Source organism: Lentzea sp. HUAS TT2 (assembly GCF_051853195.1).
In the GTDB taxonomy this organism is placed as follows: domain Bacteria; phylum Actinomycetota; class Actinomycetes; order Mycobacteriales; family Pseudonocardiaceae; genus Lentzea.
On the sequence record NZ_CP196667.1, the window covers coordinates 5,898,396 to 5,919,338 of the forward strand.

Annotated in this window: 24 protein-coding genes; 19 read left to right on the forward strand and 5 right to left on the reverse strand. The window is 69.4% G+C overall.

Annotation, left to right across the window (positions count from 1 at the left end; translation table 11 throughout):
* Position 1 precedes the first annotated feature (1 nt).
* Positions 2-619 (forward strand): hypothetical protein, encoded by a 618-nt coding sequence (locus tag ACSHWB_RS28800; RefSeq protein WP_439656413.1) that lies wholly within the window; start codon positions 2-4, stop codon positions 617-619.
* Positions 620-794: 175 nt separating this feature from the next.
* On the opposite strand, the gene ACSHWB_RS28805 is transcribed toward ACSHWB_RS28800, so the two are convergent.
* Positions 795-1,199, reverse strand: a complete 405-nt coding sequence (locus ACSHWB_RS28805; RefSeq protein WP_439656414.1) for a B-4DMT family transporter — start codon at positions 1,197-1,199, stop codon at positions 795-797.
* 35 nt (positions 1,200-1,234) lie between these two features.
* Between ACSHWB_RS28805 and ACSHWB_RS28810 the strand changes: the two genes are divergently transcribed.
* From ACSHWB_RS28810 to ACSHWB_RS28825, 4 genes are all read left to right on the forward strand, one after another.
* Positions 1,235-2,311: a M24 family metallopeptidase gene (locus tag ACSHWB_RS28810; RefSeq protein WP_439656415.1), complete on the forward strand. Its 1,077-nt coding sequence runs from the start codon at positions 1,235-1,237 to the stop codon at positions 2,309-2,311.
* 31 nt (positions 2,312-2,342) lie between these two features.
* Entirely contained in the window at positions 2,343-2,912 is a 570-nt protein-coding gene (gene efp / locus ACSHWB_RS28815; RefSeq protein WP_439656416.1) for an elongation factor P, read from the forward strand.
* A complete protein-coding gene (gene nusB / locus ACSHWB_RS28820) occupies positions 2,912-3,331 on the forward strand; it encodes a transcription antitermination factor NusB (RefSeq protein WP_439656417.1) in 420 nt (139 codons plus the stop codon). The genes efp and nusB overlap by 1 nt, the downstream gene beginning before the upstream one ends.
* A 94-nt stretch (positions 3,332-3,425) precedes the next feature.
* On the forward strand, positions 3,426-3,962 hold the full coding sequence (locus ACSHWB_RS28825) for a hypothetical protein (RefSeq protein WP_439656418.1): 537 nt from the start codon (positions 3,426-3,428) through the stop codon (positions 3,960-3,962).
* Here ACSHWB_RS28825 and ACSHWB_RS28830 read toward each other — a convergent pair.
* Positions 3,959-4,600, reverse strand: a complete 642-nt coding sequence (locus ACSHWB_RS28830; protein ID WP_439656419.1) for an HD domain-containing protein — start codon at positions 4,598-4,600, stop codon at positions 3,959-3,961. The genes ACSHWB_RS28825 and ACSHWB_RS28830 overlap by 4 nt on opposite strands.
* Positions 4,601-4,612: 12 nt before the next feature.
* Positions 4,613-5,314 carry an SDR family oxidoreductase gene (locus tag ACSHWB_RS28835; RefSeq protein ID WP_439656420.1) on the reverse strand — a complete coding sequence of 234 codons (702 nt, stop codon included), beginning with the start codon at positions 5,312-5,314 and terminating at the stop codon, positions 4,613-4,615.
* Between the two features lie 88 nt (positions 5,315-5,402).
* Here ACSHWB_RS28835 and ACSHWB_RS28840 point away from each other — a divergent pair, with 88 nt between their 5' ends.
* The gene (locus ACSHWB_RS28840) at positions 5,403-6,212 is read left to right on the forward strand and encodes a sigma-70 family RNA polymerase sigma factor (RefSeq protein WP_439656421.1); all 810 of its coding nucleotides are present in this window, start codon (positions 5,403-5,405) and stop codon (positions 6,210-6,212) included.
* Positions 6,213-6,297: 85 nt separating this feature from the next.
* Positions 6,298-7,020, forward strand: coding sequence for an RNA polymerase subunit sigma-70 (locus tag ACSHWB_RS28845; RefSeq protein ID WP_439656422.1), 723 nt, complete (start codon positions 6,298-6,300; stop codon positions 7,018-7,020).
* Positions 7,021-7,147: 127 nt separating this feature from the next.
* On the opposite strand, the gene bldD is transcribed toward ACSHWB_RS28845, so the two are convergent.
* On the reverse strand, positions 7,148-7,636 hold the full coding sequence (bldD, locus tag ACSHWB_RS28850) for a transcriptional regulator BldD (RefSeq protein WP_030471611.1): 489 nt from the start codon (positions 7,634-7,636) through the stop codon (positions 7,148-7,150).
* Between the two features lie 257 nt (positions 7,637-7,893).
* On the opposite strand from bldD, the gene pyrR reads away from it, so the two are divergent.
* The 12 genes from pyrR (at position 7,894) to metK (ending at position 20,370) form a co-directional block, all read left to right on the forward strand.
* Positions 7,894-8,466, forward strand: coding sequence for a bifunctional pyr operon transcriptional regulator/uracil phosphoribosyltransferase PyrR (pyrR, locus tag ACSHWB_RS28855; RefSeq protein ID WP_089912344.1), 573 nt, complete (start codon positions 7,894-7,896; stop codon positions 8,464-8,466).
* Positions 8,463-9,395 (forward strand): aspartate carbamoyltransferase catalytic subunit, encoded by a 933-nt coding sequence (locus ACSHWB_RS28860; protein WP_439656423.1) that lies wholly within the window; start codon positions 8,463-8,465, stop codon positions 9,393-9,395. The genes pyrR and ACSHWB_RS28860 overlap by 4 nt, the downstream gene beginning before the upstream one ends.
* On the forward strand, positions 9,392-10,672 hold the full coding sequence (locus ACSHWB_RS28865; protein WP_439656424.1) for a dihydroorotase: 1,281 nt from the start codon (positions 9,392-9,394) through the stop codon (positions 10,670-10,672). Before ACSHWB_RS28860 ends, ACSHWB_RS28865 begins: the two co-directional genes overlap by 4 nt.
* Positions 10,669-11,175: a PH-like domain-containing protein gene (locus tag ACSHWB_RS28870; RefSeq protein ID WP_439656425.1), complete on the forward strand. Its 507-nt coding sequence runs from the start codon at positions 10,669-10,671 to the stop codon at positions 11,173-11,175. Before ACSHWB_RS28865 ends, ACSHWB_RS28870 begins: the two co-directional genes overlap by 4 nt.
* The gene (gene carA / locus ACSHWB_RS28875; RefSeq protein ID WP_439656426.1) at positions 11,124-12,284 is read left to right on the forward strand and encodes a glutamine-hydrolyzing carbamoyl-phosphate synthase small subunit; all 1,161 of its coding nucleotides are present in this window, start codon (positions 11,124-11,126) and stop codon (positions 12,282-12,284) included. Before ACSHWB_RS28870 ends, carA begins: the two co-directional genes overlap by 52 nt.
* Positions 12,284-15,586, forward strand: coding sequence for a carbamoyl-phosphate synthase large subunit (gene carB / locus ACSHWB_RS28880; RefSeq protein ID WP_439656427.1), 3,303 nt, complete (start codon positions 12,284-12,286; stop codon positions 15,584-15,586). The genes carA and carB overlap by 1 nt, the downstream gene beginning before the upstream one ends.
* On the forward strand, positions 15,583-16,395 hold the full coding sequence (gene pyrF, locus ACSHWB_RS28885) for an orotidine-5'-phosphate decarboxylase (RefSeq protein WP_439656428.1): 813 nt from the start codon (positions 15,583-15,585) through the stop codon (positions 16,393-16,395). Before carB ends, pyrF begins: the two co-directional genes overlap by 4 nt.
* A gap of 295 nt (positions 16,396-16,690) precedes the next feature.
* Positions 16,691-17,008, forward strand: a complete 318-nt coding sequence (mihF, locus tag ACSHWB_RS28890; protein WP_030481817.1) for an integration host factor, actinobacterial type — start codon at positions 16,691-16,693, stop codon at positions 17,006-17,008.
* Positions 17,005-17,601 carry a guanylate kinase gene (gene gmk / locus ACSHWB_RS28895; RefSeq protein WP_439656429.1) on the forward strand — a complete coding sequence of 199 codons (597 nt, stop codon included), beginning with the start codon at positions 17,005-17,007 and terminating at the stop codon, positions 17,599-17,601. Before mihF ends, gmk begins: the two co-directional genes overlap by 4 nt.
* A 3-nt stretch (positions 17,602-17,604) precedes the next feature.
* The gene (gene rpoZ / locus ACSHWB_RS28900; protein ID WP_045313812.1) at positions 17,605-17,883 is read left to right on the forward strand and encodes a DNA-directed RNA polymerase subunit omega; all 279 of its coding nucleotides are present in this window, start codon (positions 17,605-17,607) and stop codon (positions 17,881-17,883) included.
* Positions 17,884-17,921: 38 nt separating this feature from the next.
* The gene (coaBC, locus tag ACSHWB_RS28905) at positions 17,922-19,130 is read left to right on the forward strand and encodes a bifunctional phosphopantothenoylcysteine decarboxylase/phosphopantothenate--cysteine ligase CoaBC (RefSeq protein ID WP_439664684.1); all 1,209 of its coding nucleotides are present in this window, start codon (positions 17,922-17,924) and stop codon (positions 19,128-19,130) included.
* Between the two features lie 37 nt (positions 19,131-19,167).
* Positions 19,168-20,370, forward strand: a complete 1,203-nt coding sequence (metK, locus tag ACSHWB_RS28910; RefSeq protein ID WP_439656430.1) for a methionine adenosyltransferase — start codon at positions 19,168-19,170, stop codon at positions 20,368-20,370.
* A gap of 51 nt (positions 20,371-20,421) precedes the next feature.
* Here metK and ACSHWB_RS28915 read toward each other — a convergent pair whose 3' ends face one another.
* Positions 20,422-20,934, reverse strand: coding sequence for an RICIN domain-containing protein (locus tag ACSHWB_RS28915; RefSeq protein WP_439656431.1), 513 nt, complete (start codon positions 20,932-20,934; stop codon positions 20,422-20,424).
* Between the last annotated feature and the right edge of the window lie 9 nt (positions 20,935-20,943).

Here is a 20,943-nt window from a genome sequence, read left to right on the forward strand (position 1 = left end):
GATGCTGATCGTGCCGAGACTGCTGATCGCCGCGTTCGCCCTGCTCCTGGCCGGATGCGCGGCCTCGCCGGAGCCCGTGCCCGTCAGCAGTGAGACGACGGGGGCCGAGGCGCAGGAACTGTCCGATCAGGACCTGCAGGCGAAGTGGTGGACGTGGGCGGCGTCGACTCCGGAGAACCGCAACCCCGTGGTCGACGACACCGGGCAGTGGTGCGCGGAGAACCAGCCGAAGGACGTGTGGTTCTTCGCCGGGACGTTCGGCGGCACGGTGAACCGCCGTTGCCAGGTGCCCGCCGGTCGCCCGCTCGCGGGTCCCGCGGCCAACCTCGCCTCCACGGACGCGAACTGCACGGCGTTCATGGCGGAGGCGAAGGGCTCGGTGACGCTGGACGGGCAGGTGGTGGAGATGCGCCGGATCGCTCCGGTCGCGATCGTCTACCAGGCCGCGCGCGACAACGTGGTGGGGCAGCGCGAGGGACGCGTGCCGGCGCAGGGGTGCGGGCTGTGGGCGTGGATCCCGCCGCTCACGCCGGGGGAGCACGAGCTGGTGGTCAAGGGCGAGTCCGGCACCTTCAGCACGACGGCGCGGTACCTGCTCATCGTCAGCTCGTCGGACTAGGCGGGGCTGACCGCGGCACGTTGTGGACACAACACGGGTGCCGAGATCGTGGACGACTGCCCGGCCGTGCGCGTCAGGTTGATCGGCCGTGCTCTCACGAGCCGCTACGACGGTGCCGGGGAAGACGGGGCGGTGCCCGTCGGCGCGGGATGGCCAGCGGCAGGACCACCAGGCGCTAGCCGCGCGCCGAGTCCTTGCTGACCAGGAACCCGCCCAGCAGCATCCCCAGTCCGGCGGGCGCCAGCACGAGCAACGCCGTGAACGCAGCCCCGCCCGTCAGCGCCACCCACAGCGCCTCCTGCCCGGTCTGGTCGACGAGCAACGCCGACCCGATCACGCCCAGCGCGCCCGCGAACGGCCCGGCGATCAGCGACGCGATGAACCACTGCATGCCGCGCCCCTCCAGGTCGCGCATGGTGTCGACGGCGCCCCAGAGCACGGCGGCGGCGATCAGCAACCCGATCGCGATCGGGCGCACCGAGGAGGCCTCCGGGCTGCGCACGCCCACGGCCGCCACACCGGTCTGCACGGCCCCGTGCAGGAGCCCCATCCACAACGCACGGACGAACCAAGGACTCATGCGGACAGCTTAGGACTGGCCGTACGCTGCGAGACATGTCGTCGTACGCCGCACGCCGAACCGCCCTGCGCCAGGAGCTCCAGGCCACGAACCTGGACGCGTTGCTCGTCACGAACCTGCTGAACGTCCGGTACCTCACCGGGTTCACCGGATCGAACGCCGCCGTCCTGGTCGACGCGAACGGCGACGACGCCACGGTGTTCTGCACCGACGGCCGCTATCTCACCCAGTCGGCGAAGCAGGTGCCCGACCTGGAACGGCTGATCGACCGGCCGTGCGACACCGCCCTCGCCCAGCGCGCGAAGGGCAGGCTCGGGTTCGAGAGCAACCAGGTGACGGTCGACGGCCTGGACGAGCTGACGGCGGCCGCGGGCAGGACGGAGCTGGTCAAGGCCGGCGGCCTGGTCGAGAAGCTGCGGCTGGTCAAGGACGAGGACGAGATCGAGGCGCTGCGGATGGCGTGCGCGGCGGCGGACCGCGCGCTCGCGGCGTTGATCGGGCACGGCGGGCTGCGCGCCGGCCGCACCGAACGCGAGGTCGCGCGCGAGCTGGAGAGCCGCATGCTCGACCACGGCGCGGAGGGCCCGTCGTTCTCCTCGATCGTGGCGTTCGGCGCGAACTCGGCGGTGCCGCACCACTCGCCGACGGACGCGACGCTGCACGTGGGCGACTTCATCAAGCTCGACTTCGGCGCACTGGTCGGCGGTTACCACTCCGACATGACCCGCACGCTCGTGCTCGGCAAGCCCGCGGACTGGCAGCGCGAGCTCTACGACCTGGTCGCGCGGTCGCAGGCGGCGGGCCGCAACGCGCTCGCACCGGGTGTGAAGGTGAGCGACGTCGACCACGCGTCGCGCGAGGTGATCGAGAAGGCCGGGCACGGGAACGAGTTCCTGCACGGCCTCGGCCACGGGGTCGGCCTGGAGATCCACGAGGCACCGGCGTTGTCGAAGGTGGGTGCCGGTACACTTTCGGCCGGTATGGCGGTCACCGTCGAGCCCGGCGTCTACTTGTCGGGGCGGGGCGGGGTCCGCATCGAGGACACCCTCGTGGTCCGCGAGAGCGGGCCGGAGCTCCTCACCCTGACCACGAAAGAACTCGTGGTCGTCTGACACCCCCGTCCTACACAGGAGAAATCCCACCGTGGCCACCACGAACGACCTGAAGAACGGCCTGGTGCTGAACCTCGACGGCCAGCTCTGGACCGTCACCGCGTTCCAGCACGTCAAGCCCGGCAAGGGTGGCGCCTTCGTGCGCACGACCCTCAAGCACGTGCTGACCGGGAAGGTCGTCGACAAGACCTTCAACGCGGGCACCAAGGTCGAGACCGCCACCGTGGACAAGCGCGGCATGACCTACCTGTACAAGGAAGGCACCGACTTCATCTTCATGGACGGTGACACCTACGACCAGATCCCGGTTCCGTCCGAGACCGTCGGTGACGCCCAGAACTACCTCCTGGAGAACCAGGAGGCGATGGTCGCCACCCACGAGGGCGTGCCGCTGTTCGTCGAGCTCCCGACCTCGGTCGAGCTCGTGATCGAGCACACCGACCCCGGCCTGCAGGGCGACCGCTCCACCGGCGGCACCAAGCCCGCCCGCCTCGAGACCGGTGCCGAGATCCAGGTCCCGCTCTTCGTCACGACCGGTGAGAAGATCAAGGTCGACACCCGCGACGGCCGCTACCTCGGCCGCATCAGCGACAAGTCCTGATGGGTGCTCGGAGCAAGGCCCGCAAACGCGCGGTCGACTTCCTCTACGAAGCCGATCTGCTGGGCAGCGACGCAGTGACGCTGCTGGCTTCGCGCGTCGGGTCCCCGGACGTCCCGCCGGTGAACGACTACACGATCTCGCTGGTCGAGGGCGTCACCGCACATCGTTCGCGCATCGACGACCTGATCTCGGAGCACGCCGAGGGCTGGACCCTGCAGCGCATGCCGGCGGTCGACCGCGCGATCCTGCGCCTCGGCCTGTACGAGCTGCTGTGGGCGGCCGACGTGCCGGACGCGGTCGCCATCGACGAGGCCGTGGAGCTCGCGAAGGGCCTGTCCACGGACGACTCGCCGCGGTTCGTGAACGGTGTGCTCGGCCGGATCGCGGTCATCGCGGACCAGTTGCGCGCCGTCCTGTAGTTTCCCTTCCGCGGGCGTCTCATCAACCATGTTGATGGGACGCCCGCGGTTTTGGCATTGGACGTCATACCAGCGCTGCCTCACGCTTCAGGTCATGAACCTGCAGACCTTCCTCGACGACGTGGCGACGATCGTGGCCGCCTCCGACGACCAGCACGAGATCACCAAACGGGTCGCGGACCGCCTGTCCGCCTTGATGGACAGCGGTTACCGGCTCCCGCCCGAGCTCACCCGGCCGTCGCCCGACCACCACGTCAACTACCCGCTCCACCTCGCCGACGACTGGTGCGTCGCCGTCGTCGTGTGGGCACCGGGACAGCGCACGCCCGTGCACGGCCATGAGACGTGGGGCGTCGTCGGCATCTACTCCGGTGCCGAACGCGAGATCCGCTACGCCAAGCCCACCGGACCAGGTCCCCTGGTCGAGCTCGGCGACCAGGTCTTCCGGCGCGGCGAGGTCACCGTGTGCTGCACGACCGACGACGACGTTCACTCGGTCGTGGCCGAATCCGGCGAGCCCACGATCGGCATCCACGTCTACGGCGCCGACATCGGCACCATCCAGCGCCGCCGCTACGACCCGGCGACCGGCGAGGTCGAGTGGTTCGCCGGCGGCTGGCACACCCCCTAGGACCGCGCCCAGCCCCGTCGTTCGCCCTCGTCGATCAACTGGAGCGCCGCCTCCCAGAGCCTCGACGACCCCTCGCCGATCACGGCCTTGCGCCCGCGCACGGCGTCCGCGGTCACACCGGGCGTCTTCCAGGTCCCGCCCTTCGCCATCCAGTTGAGCAACAACGGTTGCAGCCGGTCCATGGCCTTCGCGAACCGCGCCTCGGGCGTCGACCGCGCCTCGAACTCGTCCCACAACGCGCGCAGCGTCCGGCCCGCGTCCTGCGGCAGGATCCCGAACAACCGGTCCGCGGCCGCCTCCTCGCGTTCCTGCTGGCTCTCGCCCAGTTCGGTGTCGTAGATCGGCGTGTCACCCGCGTAGATCTCGACGAGGTCGTGCACCACCACGAGTTTCATCGTGTGGCCGACGTCGATCGGTTCGTCGGCGTACTCCGCGAGCGTCATGACCATCAGCGCGAGGTGCCACGAGTGCTCCGCGTCGTTCTCCCGCCGGTCGGCCGCCGCGAGAGGGGACGCGCGCAGCACGGTCTTGAGCCGGTCGACCTCGATCAGGAACGTGAGGTGGTCGCGCAGCCGGGAGTCCACACTGGACGGCAGCGGGTTACGGTCGGCGAGAAGGTCTGCGTGAGAAGAGGTCACGTTGCCAGGATGCTACCGATCGGCCAGGAACTCCTCCCACGTGCGGGCGCCGCGGTCGCCGTCCAGCGTGAGGTTCCGCCCGTCCCGGTAGGCCTGTCCGGCCTTGCCCGGCAGCCGCACCGGCACGGTGAGGCGGCGCTTGCCCGTGAGCGACAGGAAGTCCCGCACGAGCTGCCGCATCTCGTAGACGGTGGGGCCGGCGAGGTCCGCGACGCGTCCGGCGGGCTGTCCGAGCGCCAGTTCGACGATGCGCGCGGCCACGTCGCGGACGTCGACGGGCTGCAGCCGCAGGCCCGGCACCGGTACGACCGGCAGCTTCGCCAGGCCGCGCACCATGGTCAGGGTCAGGTCGTGGAACTGGGCCGCACGCAGGATCGTGAACGGGATGCCCGAGTCCACGATCGCCTGCTCGCAGGCGAGCTTGGTGCGCAGCCACGCCAGCGGCACCGTGTCGGCGCCGATCACCGAGATGTGGACGAGGTGGCGGACTCCCCGGCAGGCCGCCAGCAGGTTGCGGGTCGCGACGTCGTCGCCCTTCTGCCCGCCGGCGAGGTGCACCACCACGTCGGCCTCGATCGGCGGGACCTCGCCGAGCAGGTCGCAGGCGATGTCGCCGTGGCGGCTCAGCACGGTCACCCCGGCGCCGGTCTCGCGCAACGCGGGGACGACGTGCCTGCCGAGCGTGCCGGTGCCGCCGGTCACGAGGATCTCCATGATTACCCTCCCGAATGAGTCGTTGCCCGGTCGACCCGGCAGCGCGCGGGAACGTGACAGGGTGTGCGCCAGGCCACAGGGCTAAGCTTTGATCGCGCAGTTCGAGCAGGAACGCCCACGCCTGCGGGCCATCGCCCACCGCATGCTCGGGTCGTTCGCCGAGGCGGACGACGCGCTGCAGGACGCCTGGCTCCGCGTCGGGCGCGCGGACACCGCGGAGATCGACAACCCGGCCGCGTGGCTCACGACCGTCGTCGGGCGGGTGTGCCTGAACATGCTGCGCGACCGGCGCGAGCACGCGTTCGAGATGCCCGACCCCGTGATCGAACCGGCGGAGGAGCCCGAGCAGCAGGCCGTCGCGAAGGACCAGGTCGGGCTCGCGATGCTGATCGTGCTGGACTCGCTCAAGCCCGACGAGCGGCTGGCGTTCGTGCTGCACGACATGTTCGCCGTGCCGTTCGACGACATCGCGCCGTTGATCGGCAAGACCCCGGCCACCGCTCGTCAGCTGGCGAGCAGGGCCCGCAAGCGCGTGCAGGACCGGCCACAGCCGAACGTCGACCTGTCCCGGCAGCGCGAGGCGGTGCAGGCGTTCCTCAGGGCGTCGCGGGAAGGCGACCTGGAAGGCCTGGTGTCGGTGCTGCACCCGGACGTGTTGCTGCGCGCGGGTGCCCTGGAGGTCATCGGCGGGCGGGCGGTCGCCGGGCGTGCCAGCCTGTTCCGGAAGTACGCCGCCACGGCGTCCGTCGAGTTCGTGCTGGTCGGCGGCGAGATCGGCTTCGTCACGCGGGTGGACGGCGTGCCGTTCTCGATCATGGCGTTCACCGTGCGCGACGACCGGATCGCCGCTATCCACGTCATCCAGGACCGCGAACGACTGGCCGCGCTTATTCCGTGAGCAATACCACTGCTGTCGCTGGTCACGTCTAGCTCCCGCCAGATGTCTATTCCAGGTGGGCGCTCTAGGTGAAGGGGGACCGACGATGATCGGGGAGCCGGACCAGGAGGACAGACTCGCCTACCGCATGCTCGGGCGGTTCGCCGAGGCGGCGGACGCGGTGCGGGAGGCGCGGCGCAGGATCGAGAAGACCGGTGAGCCGAGCTGGCTCGGCACCGTGGTCGCGCGGGTGAGCCTGACGATGCTGCGCGTGCGGGCGAAGAACGGGTTCCAGATGCCGGACCCGGTGGTGAGCAGGGAGCCGAACCACGAACCCGGCCTCGGCGTGCTGACCGCACTCGACGCGCTGACCCCCGACGAACGCGTCGCCTACGTGCTGCACGACATGTTCGAGGAGCCGTTCGAGCAGGTGGCGCCATTGATCGGGCGCACACCGCTGGGCGCGTTGCAGGTCGAGGCAAGGGCGCGGGCGCGGGTGGCGAACCGGCCGGTGTCCGACGTCGGTCTCGCAGGTCAGCGCGAGATCGTCGACGCGTTCATGGCCGGGAGGAACGTGCTGGACACCGACGTGACGCTGCGTTCGGAGGGGATCTGGCTGCGCGGCTCCGGCATGGTCGGGCCCAAGGCGGCGGTGCTGCAGGAGGCGCCGTGCATGGAACCCGCGGTCGTCGGTGGTGAGGCCGGTCTGGTGTCGACGGTGGACGGCCAGCCGGTCGCGCTCGTGGCGTTCACGGTGCGCGAGAGCAGGATCGCGGCGATCCACGCGATCACGGACCGGGAGCACGTCCGGCGGCTCGTGGCTCCCTGAACGGGACCCGGCGACCGGTCGTCACGCTGGGTTGCTTCCGCAACAAATGCAGCAGTGGCTCCCCCGACGTCCTCAGGGCGACTGGCAGGACGTCAGGGGAGCCACTGCTCCGAACGTGTGAGGAAGGTCAGTCTTCCTTCGCGGGGCGGGCCTCGGGAGGCAGCACACCCCAGTCGATCAGCTGCTCGGTGAGCTCGCCCGGCGTCATGTCGTAGATGATCGCGAGCGAACGCAGGTCCTCCGTGCGGATGGAGAGGACCTTGCCGTTGTAGTCACCGCGCTGCGACTGGATGGTCGCGGCGTAGCGAGCCAGCGGGCCGACCTTCTCGACCGGCAGCTGCTGCAGCCGTTCGAGGTTGATCACGATCTTCGTGGCCGGCTCGGCACCGGAGGGGACGCGGCCCTCGGGCAGCAGCTCGGCGACGGGGACGCCGTAGAAGTCGGCCAGCTCGGCCAGCTTCTGCACGGTCACCGCGCGGTCACCGCGCTCGTAGGAGCCGACGACCACGGCCTTCCAGCGACCGCCGGACTTCTGCTCGACGCCGTGCAGGGACAGTCCCTGCTGCTGGCGGATAGCGCGGAGCTTGGCCCCCAACGCCTTGGCGTAGTCGCCCATGTGGCGGTTCTCCGTTCATTCGCCCCGACAGCAGTACTGGCGCGCTGCGGGGAGGCTTAGATCGATACGCAGAGTAATGATTACTCGCCGTGGTCGACAGGTCAAGCTGATCTCAAGGAGAGACGCGCGCCACGCCTGGCACACCACTCGGATGGTTGACCGTCCGTAGGTGATACGGTGCAGGTCAGCCTAGTTATTACTAGGTGTCCGACGTCCTTTAAGGACCCGTCCAGTGAGGCGGGGAAGGAGGTCCAGCCGTGGCGTCACGTCAACGTGGCGCGACGGATCCGGCCGGGGATCGCGAGATTCTCTCGGCCGGTGACGTCGCGCGCACTGTCGCCCGAATGGCCCATCAGATCATCGAGAAGACCGCTCTCGATGCACCCAGCGCACCCGACGTCGTCTTGATGGGTATTCCCAGCCGGGGAGCCCCCCTCGCACGCCGGCTAGCCGCTAAGATCGCCGAATTTTCCGGCCGGACGGTGCACGAGGGCACGCTCGACATCACCCTCTACCGCGACGACCTGCGCAGAGGCCCCACGCGGCCGCTGGAGGCGACGAAGCTGCCCGAGGGCGGCATCGACGACAAGCTGGTCGTCCTCGTGGACGACGTGCTGTTCTCCGGCCGCACGATCCGGTCCGCCCTCGACGCCCTGCGCGACCACGGCCGGCCCCGCGCCGTCCAGCTCGCCGTGCTCGTCGACCGCGGCCACCGCGAGCTGCCGATCCGCGCGGACTACGTGGGCAAGAACCTGCCCACGTCCAAGACCGAGGACGTCGTCGTGATGCTGGAAGAGTTCGACGGCCGCGACGGAGTGGTGCTGAAGTGAAGCACCTGCTCTCCACCGACGGCCTCGACCGCGACCAGGCGATCGCGATCCTCGACACCGCGGACCGGCTGAAGCAGGCGCTGCTCGGCCGCGAGGTCCGCAAGCTGCCGACGCTGCGCGGCCGCACGGTGATCACGATGTTCTACGAGAACAGCACCCGCACGCGGGTGTCGTTCGAGATCGCCGGCAAGTGGATGTCCGCGGACGTGATCAACGTCAGCAGCTCCGGTTCCAGCGTCAGCAAGGGCGAGTCCCTTCGCGACACCGCGCTGACGTTGCAGGCCGCGGGCGCCGACTGCGTGATCGTGCGGCACCCGGCCTCCGGTGCGGCCCACCGGCTCGCGGGCTGGCTCAAGCACACCAGCACGTCCGTGGTGAACGCCGGCGACGGCATGCACGAGCACCCCACGCAGGCGCTGCTCGACGCCGCCACGCTGCGCGACCGGCTGGGCGACCTCGACGGCCGCCGCGTCGCGATCGTCGGCGACGTCCTGCACAGCAGGGTCGCCCGGTCGAACGTGCACCTGCTCACCACCCTCGGTGCCGAGGTCACGCTGGTCGCGCCGCCGACCCTGCTGCCCACCGGCGTCGAGAAGTGGCCGGTCGCGGTCTCGCACGAGATCGACTCCGAGCTCGCCTCGCAGGACGCGGTGATGTTGCTGCGCGTGCAGGCCGAACGGATGACCGGCGGGTTCTTCCCGAGCTCGCGCGAGTACTCGATCGCGTACGGCCTCAACGAGCGCCGCCTGAAGCTGCTGCCAGAGCACGCCGTAGTGCTGCACCCCGGCCCGATGCTGCGCGGGATGGAGATCGCCTCCGTCGTCGCCGACAGCCCGCAGGCCGCGATCACCGAGCAGGTCCGCAATGGTGTCCACGTGCGCATGGCCGTGCTGTACCACCTGCTTGCCCACGAGGAGGAAACCGCGTGAAACCCTTGCTTCTCAAGGGAGTACGTCCCTACGGCGAGGGGGAACCGATCGACCTGCTGATCCGCGACGGCGTGATCGCAGAGGGCACGGATCCAGAAGCCGAAGTCATCGAAGGCAACGGGGCAGTGCTGCTGCCCGGTTTCGTCGACCTGCACACCCACCTGCGTGAGCCGGGTCGCGAGGACACCGAGACCATCGAGACGGGCTCCAAGGCCGCCGCACTCGGTGGCTACACGGCCGTCTTCGCCATGGCCAACACCGATCCGGTCGCCGACAACGCCGTCATCGTCGAGCACGTCGCCCGCCGCGGCCAGGAGGTCGGCCTGGTCGACGTCCACCCGGTCGGCGCCGTCACCGTCGGGCTCAAGGGCGAGAAGCTCGCCGAGCTCGGCACGATGGCGAAGTCCAAGGCGAACGTCCGCGTCTTCTCCGACGACGGCCACTGCGTGCACGACCCGCTGATCATGCGCCGTGCGCTGGAGTACTCGAAGTCCCTGGGCGCCGTCATCGCCCAGCACGCCGAGGAACCACGCCTCACCGTCGGTGCGCAGGCGCACGAGGGCGAGAACGCGTCCAGGCTCGGCCTGCAGGGCTGGCCGGCGGCCGCGGAGGAGTCGATCGTCGCCCGCGACTGCATCCTCGCGAAGCAGGTCGACGCGCGGCTGCACGTCTGCCACGTCAGCACCACCGGCACGGCGGACGTCCTGAAGTGGGCGAAGGCGCGCGGCACCAAGGTGTCCGCCGAGGTCACCCCGCACCACCTGATCCTGACCGACGACCGGCTGAGCACCTACGACCCGGTCAACAAGGTCAACCCGCCGCTGCGCACGCAGTCCGACGTGGACGCGCTGCGGCAGGCACTGGCGGACGGCACGATCGACTGCGTCGCCACGGACCACGCCCCGCACGCGGTCCAGGACAAGGACTGCGAGTGGTCGGCTGCCCGTCCTGGCATGCTCGGCCTGCAGACCGCGCTCGGCATCGTCGTCGAGACGATGGTGCGGACCGGCCTGCTGGACTGGCGCGGCGTCGCACGGGTGATGAGCGAGAAGCCCGCGCAGATCGCCGGCCTGACAGACCAGGGCCGTCCGATCGCGGTCGGCGAGCCCGCGAACCTCGTGCTGGTCGACCCGGACGCGTCGTGGACGGTGAACGGCGCGCAGCTCGCGAGCATCGCGGGCAACACCCCGTTCGAGGGCATGGAGCTGCCCGCCGCGGTGACGGCCACCATCTTGCGTGGCCGGGTGACCGCGCTGGCGGGGAGGATCGCGGAATGACCCGGATCCTCCTGTCCCTGGCGGTCTTCGTCTTCTTCGCCCTGTGCGTGTACGGCATGTGGCACGGCTGGAAGCGACGTCAGCGCGAGCAGGCAGACCTGCCCGCCTTCCCCGCGACCCCGGCCGCCCTGGGCACGCCCAGGCTCGCGACCACGGGCGTCTACATCGGAACGACGAACGCGGGCAACTGGCAGGACCGCATCCAGGTCGGCGACATCGGCTTCCGCGCAGAGGCCACGCTGAGCCTGGTGCCGGAGGGCGTCGCCATCGAACGCGTCGGCGCGTCGGCGATCTTCATCCCCGCCGAGTCCATCCGGGACGCCCGCACGGACCGCGGCCTGGCCGGGAAGGTCATGTTCAGCGAAGAAGGTCTTCTGGTGGTCCAGTGGGAGAACGAAGGCCACCTGTTCGACACCGGGTTCCGCGGTGACGACAAGGACGTATACGACGAATGGGTCGCGGCTCTGAGCCAGAACCCGATCAACACGGAGGGCAAGGCGTGACGAACGCGGCATTGGTGCTGGAAGACGGACGTGTCTTCCGCGGTGAGGCGTACGGAGCGACCGGCGTCTCGCTCGGCGAGGTCGTGTTCTCCACGGCCATGACCGGGTACCAGGAAACCCTGACCGACCCCTCCTACCACCGCCAGATCGTGGTGCAGACCGCCCCGCAGATCGGCAACACCGGCTGGAACGACGAGGACGACGAGTCGTCGAAGATCTGGGTCGCCGGCTACGTGGTCCGCGACCCCGCGCGCACGCCGTCGAACTGGCGGTCCAAGCGCGGCCTCGACGAGGAGCTGACGAACCAGGGCGTCGTCGGCATCGCGGGTCTCGACACCCGCACCCTGACCCGCCACATCCGCGAGCAGGGCGCCATGCGCGCCGGGGTGTTCTCGGGCTCCGAGCTCACCGACGACGCGTCGATGGTCGAGCAGGTCAAGGCCTCCGCGCAGATGGTCGGCGCGAACCTCGCGGTCGACGTCACGACGTCGAGCCCGTACGTGGTCGAGGCCATCGGCACGAAGAAGTTCACCGTGGCGGCGCTCGACCTGGGCATCAAGTCGAACACCCCGCGGATGATGGCGGCGCGCGGCATCGAGGTGCACGTGCTGCCGCTGACCAGCTCCTTCGAGGACATCCTGAAGGTCAGCCCCGATGGCCTGTTCCTGAGCAACGGCCCGGGCGACCCGGCCACGCAGGACCACGCCATCGCGCTGACGAAGGAGGCCCTGGGCCGCAAGCTGCCGCTGTTCGGCATCTGCTTCGGCAACCAGATCCTGGGCCGCGCGGTCGGCCGCGGCACGTACAAGATGCGCTACGGCCACCGCGGCATCAACATCCCGGTGATCGACGTGGCCACCGGCAAGGTCGCCATCACCTCGCAGAACCACGGGTTCGCGCTGGAGGGCACGCCGGGGGAGGAGTTCTCCTCGGAGTTCGGCCGCGCCGTGCTGTCGCACTACTGCCCGAACGACGGCACCGTCGAGGGCGTCCGGCTGCTCGACGCGCCGGCGTTCTCCGTGCAGTACCACCCCGAGGCCGCGGCCGGTCCCCACGACGCCGCGCCCCTGTTCGACGAGTTCGTGACGCTGATGAATGAGGCCCGCTGATGCCGAAGAGGACTGATCTCAAGCACATCCTGGTGATCGGCTCCGGTCCGATCGTCATCGGACAGGCGTGCGAGTTCGACTACTCCGGTACCCAGGCCTGCCGCGTGCTGCGCGAAGAGGGCATCCGGGTCAGCCTGGTGAACTCGAACCCGGCGACGATCATGACGGACCCGGAGTTCGCCGACGCCACCTACATCGAGCCGATCACGGCCGAGTTCGTGGAGAAGGTCATCGCGCAGGAGCGCCCGGACGCGATCCTGGCGACCCTGGGCGGCCAGACGGCGCTGAACACGGCCATCGCGCTGCACGAGCGCGGCGTGCTGGAGAAGTACGACGTCGAGCTGATCGGCGCGGACATCGACGCCATCCAGCGCGGCGAGGACCGGCAGATCTTCAAGGACCTGGTGCGGGGCATCGGTTCCGAGGTGCCGCGCTCGGCCGTCTGCAAGACGATGGACGAGGTCCGCACGACGGTCGCCGAGCTCGGCCTGCCGGTCGTGATCCGGCCGTCGTTCACCATGGGCGGCCTGGGTTCCGGCATGGCGTACACGCCGGAGGAGCTGGAGCGCCTCGCGGCGATCGGCCTGGAGGAGTCCCCTGTCACCGAGGTGCTCATCGAGGAGAGCGTGCTCGGGTGGAAGGAGTACGAGCTCGAGCTGATGCGCGACCGCAACGACAACGTCGTCGTCATCTGCTCGATCGAGAACATCGACCCGATGGGTGTCCACACGGGTGACTCGGTGACGGTCGCGCCCGCGATGACGCTGACCGACCGCGAGTACCAGCACATGCGCGACGTCGGCATCCAGGTCATCCGCGAGGTCGGCGTCGACACCGGTGGCTGCAACATCCAGTTCGCGATCCACCCGGACACCGGCCGCATGGTCGTCATCGAGATGAACCCGCGCGTCTCGCGGTCGTCGGCTCTCGCGTCCAAGGCGACGGGCTTCCCGATCGCCAAGATCGCCGCGAAGCTCGCGATCGGCTACACGCTCGACGAGATCACCAACGACATCACGGGGGAGACCCCGGCGTCGTTCGAGCCGTCGCTCGACTACGTGGTCGTGAAGGCGCCGCGGTTCGCGTTCGAGAAGTTCCCCGGTGCGGACCCGACGCTGACGACCACGATGAAGTCGGTCGGCGAGGCCATGTCGATCGGCCGGAACTTCGTGGAGGCGCTGGGCAAGGCGCTGCGTTCGCTGGAAACGAAATCGGTCGGTTTCTGGACGCAGCCGGACCCGGAGGGCTCTACCCTGGAGTCCACTCTGAAGCAGCTGGAGCGCGGCCACGACGGTCGCCTCTACACGGTCGAGCGTGCTCTCCGACTCGGTGCGTCCATTGAGGACGTGTACAACGCGTCGAAGATCGACCCTTGGTTCATCGAGCAGATCGCGTGGCTCGGGACGCTGCGGCAGGAGCTGCTGGACGCGCCCGTGCTCGACGAACCGTTGCTGCGCAAGGCGAAGCGCGCCGGGCTCTCCGACCGGCAGATCGCCGCGCTGCGGTCCGAGCTGGCCGGTGAGGACGGCGTGCGCACGTTGCGGCACCGCCTGGGCGTGCGTCCGGTCTACAAGACGGTCGACACGTGCGCGGCGGAGTTCAAGTCCGAGACGCCGTACCACTACTCCGCCTACGAGCTGGACCCGAACGCGGAGACCGAGGTCGCGGAGCAGCGCGAGAAGCCCAAGGTGCTGATCCTGGGCTCCGGGCCCAACCGCATCGGCCAGGGCATCGAGTTCGACTACTCGTGCGTGCACGCGGCGATGGCGTTGCGGGCGGCCGGGTACGAGACCGTGATGGTCAACTGCAACCCGGAGACGGTGTCGACGGACTACGACACGTCGGACCGGCTGTACTTCGAGCCGCTGACGTTCGAGGACGTGCTGGAGGTCGTGCACTCCGAGCAGCGCTCCGGCACCGTCGCGGGCGTGATCGTCCAGCTCGGCGGCCAGACGCCGCTGGGCCTGGCGCAGCGCCTGTCCGACGCCGGTGTGCCCGTCGTGGGCACGACGCCCGAGGCGATCCACCTCGCCGAGGACCGCGGCCAGTTCGGCAAGGTGCTGGGCGAGGCGGGGCTGCCCGCGCCGAAGTTCGGCACGGCCACGTCGTTCGACGAGGCGAAGGAGATCGCGGACGAGATCGGCTACCCGGTCCTCGTGCGCCCCTCCTACGTGCTCGGCGGGCGCGGCATGGAGATCGTGTACGACGAGGAGTCGCTGTCGGGCTACATCGCCCGCGCGACCGAGGTGACGCCCGAGCACCCGGTGCTGGTCGACCGGTTCCTCGACGACGCCATCGAGATCGACGTCGACGCGCTGTGCGACGGCGAGGAGGTGTTCATCGGCGGCGTCATGGAGCACATCGAGGAGGCCGGGGTCCACTCCGGCGACTCGTCGTGCGCGTTGCCGCCGATCACGCTGGGCGCCTCGGACATCGAGAACGTCCGCCGCTCCACCGAGGCCATCGCCAAGGGCATCGGCGTGAAGGGGCTCCTGAACGTCCAGTACGCGCTCAAGGACGACGTGCTGTACGTCCTGGAGGCGAACCCGCGTGCGTCGCGCACGGTGCCGTTCGTGTCCAAGGCGACGGCGGTGTCGATGGCCAAGGCCGCGTCCCGCGTGATGCTCGGCGCGACGATCGCGGAGCTGCGCGTGGAGGGCATCCTGCCGGCCACCGGTGACGGTGCCCGGCTGCCCGAGCACGCCCCCGTCGCGGTCAAGGAGGCGGTCATGCAGTTCCACCGCTTCCGCACCCCCGAGGGCCACGGCGTGGACTCGTTGCTGGGCCCGGAGATGAAGTCCACCGGCGAGGTCATGGGCATCGACTCGTCGTTCGGCAAGGCGTTCGCGAAGTCGCAGACGGCCTCGTACGGCTCGCTGCCGACGTCGGGCAAGGTGTTCGTGTCGTTCGCGAACCGCGACAAGCGCGCGATGATCTTCCCGGTCAAGCGCCTGGCCGACCTCGGTTTCCAGATCCTGGCGACCGCGGGCACGGCCGAGGTGTTGAAGCGCAACGGGATCGGGTGCACCGAGGTGCGCAAGCACTTCGAGGGCGAGGGCAACGTCGTCGACATGATCCTGAACGGCGAGATCGACATGATCTTCAACACGCCGTACGGCAACAGCGGCCCGCGCATCGACGGCTACGAGATCCGCACCGCCGCCGTGGCGAAGGACATCCCTTGTGTGACCACGATCCAGGGCGCTGCGGCGGCCGTGCACGGCATCGAGGCGCTCATCCGGGGTGACATCGGGGTCCAGCCGCTGCAAGCCCTCCAGGCCGCTCTGCGGGGTGACAAGTGACCTTCGGCGAGAAGCTCGCGAAAGCCGTTGCGGCGCACGGACCCCTGTGCGTCGGGATCGACCCGCACCCGAGCCTGCTGGAGTCGTGGGGCCTGTCCCCGACCGTGGAAGGCCTCGAAAGGTTCGCTCTGACGGCCGTGGAGGCGTTCGGCGGCACGGTGTCGATGGTCAAGCCCCAGGCGGCCTTCTTCGAGGCCTACGGGTCTCGTGGCGTCGCCGTGCTGGAGCGGGTGATCGCGGAGCTGCGCGGCACGGGCACGCTGGTGCTCGTGGACGCCAAGCGCGGCGACATCGGCTCGACCATGGCCGCCTACGCCCAGGCGTACCTGGGTGACGGCTCGCCGCTGGCCGGTGACGCGGTCACGGTCTCCCCGTTCCTGGGTTTCGGCTCGCTGCAGCCCGCGCTCGACACGGCGCGGGCGACGGGCAGGGGCGTGTTCGTGCTCGCCCTCACCTCCAACCCGGAGGGCGCGCAGGTCCAGCGGTCGGTTGCTCCGGACGGGCGAACCGTGGCGCAGACGATCATCGATTTCGCGACCGCCCGGAATTCAGGCATTTCCCCGTGCGGCGATGTCGGTCTCGTCGTGGGTGCCACGATCGGGGAAACGGATGTAGACCTCTCCGGGTTCAACGGACCGATCCTGGCGCCCGGTTTCGGCGCTCAGGGAGGGTCGGTCGCTGATCTAAAACGGCTCTTCGGACCCGACATGCGCAACGTCTTTCCGACTTCTTCACGAGATGTTCTCAAGCACGGCCCCGACGTGTCGTCGCTGGTCAGCGCCGTGCGAAGGGTTCAGGAGAGCCTCTGAGGAGGGGCGCGCCACGCCTTTTGGGGTGTGGTGCGCTCACCTGGGCAAACATGTGTTGGTAGGGTCCACGCCACCGGCTGCCCCGCTGGTCACCGGCCTCATAGCACACCTAGAGTGGGCGACGAGTTGCCGGAGGGCAGTGAACAGGCCGCCGGAGGGTGTTGGTACTACTACCACCCGCCGCATCATCAAGGCCGCTGAAGATTTACCTGACTGGGTCACGTTGTCCCCAGGCAATTGCGGCTTGTACGGTCGCGGCACCGATCCGAAAAGAATCCACACCACGGAGGAAATCGTGGCTCTTCCCCAGCTTACCGAGGAGCAGCGGGCCGCAGCGCTGGAGAAGGCTGCTGCCGCTCGTCGCGTTCGGGCTGAGCTCAAGGAGCGCCTCAAGCGTGGCGGCACGACCCTGACGGACGTGCTGAAGTCCGCCGAGAGCGATGAGATCCTTGGCAAGATGAAGGTGTCCGCGCTGCTTGAGGCCCTGCCGGGTGTCGGCAAGGTGCGTGCTCAGCAGATCATGGAGCGCCTTGAGATCGCTCCCAGCCGTCGCCTGCGCGGTCTTGGTGACCGTCAGCGCAAGGCCCTGCTCTCCGAGTTCAGCGGAGAGTGATTGGCACCGAGGCGGGAACGGGTTCTGCCCGTTCCCGCCTCACCGTCTTGTCCGGGCCGTCGGGCGTTGGCAAGTCCAGCGTTCTCGCGGAGCTGCGCAGCCAGCAACCCGATATCTACTTCTCCGTCTCGGCGACCACCAGGAAGCCGAGGCCGGGCGAGGTCGACGGAGTGCACTACCACTTCGTCGACCACGAGAAGTTCCAGCAGATGGCCGAGGCGGGCGAGTTCCTGGAACACGCCGAGTTCGCCGGAAACCACTACGGAACTCCCCGCAGGCCCGTCGAGGAAGCTTTGGCCGCGGGCCGTCCCGCGCTCCTGGAGATCGAACTGCAGGGCGCGCGACAGGTCCGCGTGGCCATGCCGGAAGCCCAGCTGGTCATGCTGGCGCCCCCGTCCTGGGAGCACCTGGTGGACCGGTTGACCGGCAGAGGCACCGAACACCCGGACGTCGTCGAACGCCGGTTGGCCATCGCCCGCGAGGAGCTGGCGGCCGAAAAGGAGTTCGACGAGGTCGTCGTGAACGCCGACGTGCAGTCGGCCGCGGCCGACTTGCTATCCTTGATGGTCGGACCACGAAATTCAGGAGATTGACGAGTGATCACCCACACCGAGCTCGGTCACCTGACCGGTTCTCCGGAGGGCATCACCAACCCGCCGATCGACGACCTGCTTGAGCAGGTGAGCTCGAAGTACGCGTTGGTGATCTACGCCGCGAAGCGTGCCCGCCAGATCAACGACTACTACGCGCAGCTCGGCGAGGGCCTGCTCGAGTACGTCGGCCCGCTCGTCGAGCCGGGCCCGCGTGAGAAGCCCCTCTCGATCGCTCTTCGCGAGATCCACGCGGGTCTGCTTGAGCACACCGAGGGCGAGTGACGGCGTCATCCGACGCTGATGCCCCTGTTCGCCCCAAGATCGTTCTTGGGGTTGGCGGGGGCATCGCCGCGTACAAGGCCTGTGAGGTGCTGCGCCGGTTGACCGAGTCCGGTCACTCCGTGCGTGTCATCCCGACCGAGGGTGCGCTGAAGTTCGTGGGAGCCGCCACGTTCGAGGCGTTGTCCGGTCAGGTCGTGTCCGCGGACCCGTTCGACGACGTGCACGAGGTGCCGCACGTCAAGCTCGGGCAGAACGCAGACCTCGTCGTGGTCGCCCCGGCGACCGCGAACCTGATCGCGAAGGCCGCGCACGGCCTCGCGGACGATCTTCTGACGAACACCCTGCTGACCGCGCGCTGCCCGGTCCTGCTGGTGCCGGCGATGCACACCGAGATGTGGGAGCACCCGGCCACCCAGCACAACGTGCAACTGCTGCGCAGTCGTGGCGTGATCGTCGCCGAGCCCGCGTCCGGCCGGCTGACCGGCAAGGACACCGGCAAGGGCCGCCTGCCGGACCCCGCCGAGATCGTCGAGCTGGCCCGGCTGCTGCTGGTGCGCCGCGACGCCCTCGCGAGGACGCTGGAGGGCGTGCACGTCGCGATCTCCGCCGGTGGCACGCGGGAACCGCTCGACCCGGTCCGCTTCATCGGCAACCGCTCGTCCGGCAAGCAGGGTTTCGCACTCGCGCGGGTCGCGGCACAACGCGGTGCGAGGGTGACCCTGGTCGCCGGGAACACGGCCGATCTGGCCACACCCGCCGGTGTCGACCTGGTCCGGGTGGGCTCCGCGCTGGAGCTGCGCGACGCGATGCACAAGGTCGCGGCGGACGCGGACGTGGTCGTGATGGCCGCCGCGGTGGCCGACTTCCGGCCGTTGTCGCTCACCGGGCACAAGATCAAGAAGACCGACGGCGACCCCGACCCGATCGCGCTGACGAAGAACCCCGACATCCTCGTGGAGCTCGTGTCCGCACGCAGGACGGGCCAGCTGATCGTCGGGTTCGCCGCGGAGACCGGCGACGCGACGACGTCGGTGCTCGACTACGGGCGGGCGAAGCTGCGCCGCAAGGGGTGTGACCTGCTGGTGCTGAACGCGGTCGGCGACGGCAAGGCGTTCGAGCAGGACGACAACGCGGGCTGGCTGCTGTCCCCGGACGGCGCCGAGACGGCTATCCCGCACGGCCCCAAAACGCAAGTGGCGTCCGCCGTGTGGGACGCAGTTACCGCTCGCTTGACCGAACCTCAGTAGAATTTTTCCGTTGAAGCCCCTCGAACAAGGAGTGTCCGTGAGCCAGCACAGCAGCAGGCTGTTCACCAGTGAGTCGGTGACCGAGGGACACCCCGACAAGATCTGTGACGCGATCAGCGACTCGATCCTGGACGCGTTGCTGGCCAAGGACCCGCGTTCGCGCGTCGCGGTGGAGACGATGGTCACCACCGGCCAGGTCCACGTCGCGGGTGAGGTGACCACAGAGGCGTACGCGGACATCCCCACGATCGTTCGCGAGAAGATCCTGGAGATCGGGTACGACTCGTCGCAGAAGGGCTTCGACGGCAACTCCTGTGGCGTGAACATCGCCATCGGCGCGCAGTCCCCGGACATCGCGCAGGGCGTCGACACGGCCTTCGAGAACCGGGTCGAGGGCGCCGACGACGAGATCGACAAGCAGGGCGCAGGCGACCAGGGCCTGATGTTCGGCTACGCGTGCACCGACACGCCCGAGCTCATGCCGCTGCCGATCGCGCTGGCCCACCGCCTGTCGCGTCGTCTCACCGCGGTCCGCAAGGACGGCACAGTGCCGTACCTGCGCCCGGACGGCAAGACCCAGGTCACCATCGAGTACGCGGGCGACCAGCCCGTGCGCCTCGACACCGTCGTCATCTCCACGCAGCACGCCGACGGCATCGACCTGGAGAAGCTCCTCGGCGTCGACCTGCGCGAGCACGTCGTGGCCCCGGAGATCGCCGAGCTCGGTCTCGACACCTCGAACGTCCGCCTGCTCACCAACCCGACCGGCCGCTTCGTCATCGGCGGCCCGATGGGTGACGCCGGCCTGACCGGCCGCAAGATCATCGTCGACACCTACGGCGGCATGGCCCGTCACGGTGGCGGCGCGTTCTCCGGCAAGGACCCGTCGAAGGTCGACCGTTCCGCGGCGTACGCGATGCGCTGGGTCGCCAAGAACACCGTCGCGGCGGGCCTCGCCACCCGCGTCGAGGTCCAGGTCGCCTACGCCATCGGCAAGGCGGCCCCCGTGGGCCTGTTCGTCGAGACCTTCGGCACCGAGACCGTCGACCCGCAGAAGATCCAGCAGGCCATCACCGAGGTCTTCGACCTCCGGCCCGCCGCGATCATCCGCGATCTCGACCTGCTCCGCCCGATCTACGCCCCGACCGCCGCGTACGGCCACTTCGGCCGCACCGACGTCGACCTCCCCTGGGAGTCGACGGACCGCGCGGAGGACCTGCGCAAGGCCGCCGGCGCCTGATAGTCCGCTGACACGGCCCGCCTCCCTTCCGGGAGGCGGGCCGTTGCGCTGTCAGAAGCCGACGACGAACCGCTGTGCGGGGGTGTTGTTGCAGTCCCAGGTCTGCATGCCCAGCCCCGGGGTGGCCTCGGCACCGGGAACGTCCAGGCACAGGTTGTGGTCGCCGCCCGCCATCGACTCGATCTCGGCGATGCTCGGCGGCGCCGGGAGCGTCTTCCACACGTGGTTGCTGACCCGAGGCAGGCACGCCACCTGGGCGACCTCCGACCCGCGTCGGACCGGGCCGTTCATGTAGAAGCAGCGGCCGCTGGCCTCGTTGATGATCTGGTAGTTGTTGCCGGAGATCTTGTCGAAGTGCCAGTTCTGGATGGCGCTGCCGGGCACGCACGGCATCTGCACGATCCGCGCGTCGAACGTGCTGCCGCCCTCGGGCTGCAGGCACATGCCGGTCCAGGTGTTCTTGATGGGGTGGAAGACCCCGGCGGCGTTCGCGATCCCACCGCTCGCGGTGAGCGCCAGCCCGAGCGCCGCCAGCGCGACGAGCGTCTTTCTGCGAAGGTTCATGGCCGAACC

Coding starts and splice junctions, on each gene's coding strand:
- ACSHWB_RS28800 (WP_439656413.1), top strand. CDS start 2: ATGCTGATCGTGCCGAGACTGCTGATCGCCGCGTTCGCCCTGCTCCTG.
- ACSHWB_RS28805 (WP_439656414.1), bottom strand. CDS start 1,199: ATGAGTCCTTGGTTCGTCCGTGCGTTGTGGATGGGGCTCCTGCACGGG.
- ACSHWB_RS28810 (WP_439656415.1), top strand. CDS start 1,235: ATGTCGTCGTACGCCGCACGCCGAACCGCCCTGCGCCAGGAGCTCCAG.
- nusB (WP_439656417.1), top strand. CDS start 2,912: ATGGGTGCTCGGAGCAAGGCCCGCAAACGCGCGGTCGACTTCCTCTAC.
- ACSHWB_RS28825 (WP_439656418.1), top strand. CDS start 3,426: ATGAACCTGCAGACCTTCCTCGACGACGTGGCGACGATCGTGGCCGCC.
- ACSHWB_RS28835 (WP_439656420.1), bottom strand. CDS start 5,314: ATGGAGATCCTCGTGACCGGCGGCACCGGCACGCTCGGCAGGCACGTC.
- ACSHWB_RS28845 (WP_439656422.1), top strand. CDS start 6,298: ATGATCGGGGAGCCGGACCAGGAGGACAGACTCGCCTACCGCATGCTC.
- bldD (WP_030471611.1), bottom strand. CDS start 7,636: ATGGGCGACTACGCCAAGGCGTTGGGGGCCAAGCTCCGCGCTATCCGC.
- ACSHWB_RS28870 (WP_439656425.1), top strand. CDS start 10,669: ATGACCCGGATCCTCCTGTCCCTGGCGGTCTTCGTCTTCTTCGCCCTG.
- carA (WP_439656426.1), top strand. CDS start 11,124: ATGGGTCGCGGCTCTGAGCCAGAACCCGATCAACACGGAGGGCAAGGC.
- carB (WP_439656427.1), top strand. CDS start 12,284: ATGCCGAAGAGGACTGATCTCAAGCACATCCTGGTGATCGGCTCCGGT.
- ACSHWB_RS28915 (WP_439656431.1), bottom strand. CDS start 20,934: ATGAACCTTCGCAGAAAGACGCTCGTCGCGCTGGCGGCGCTCGGGCTG.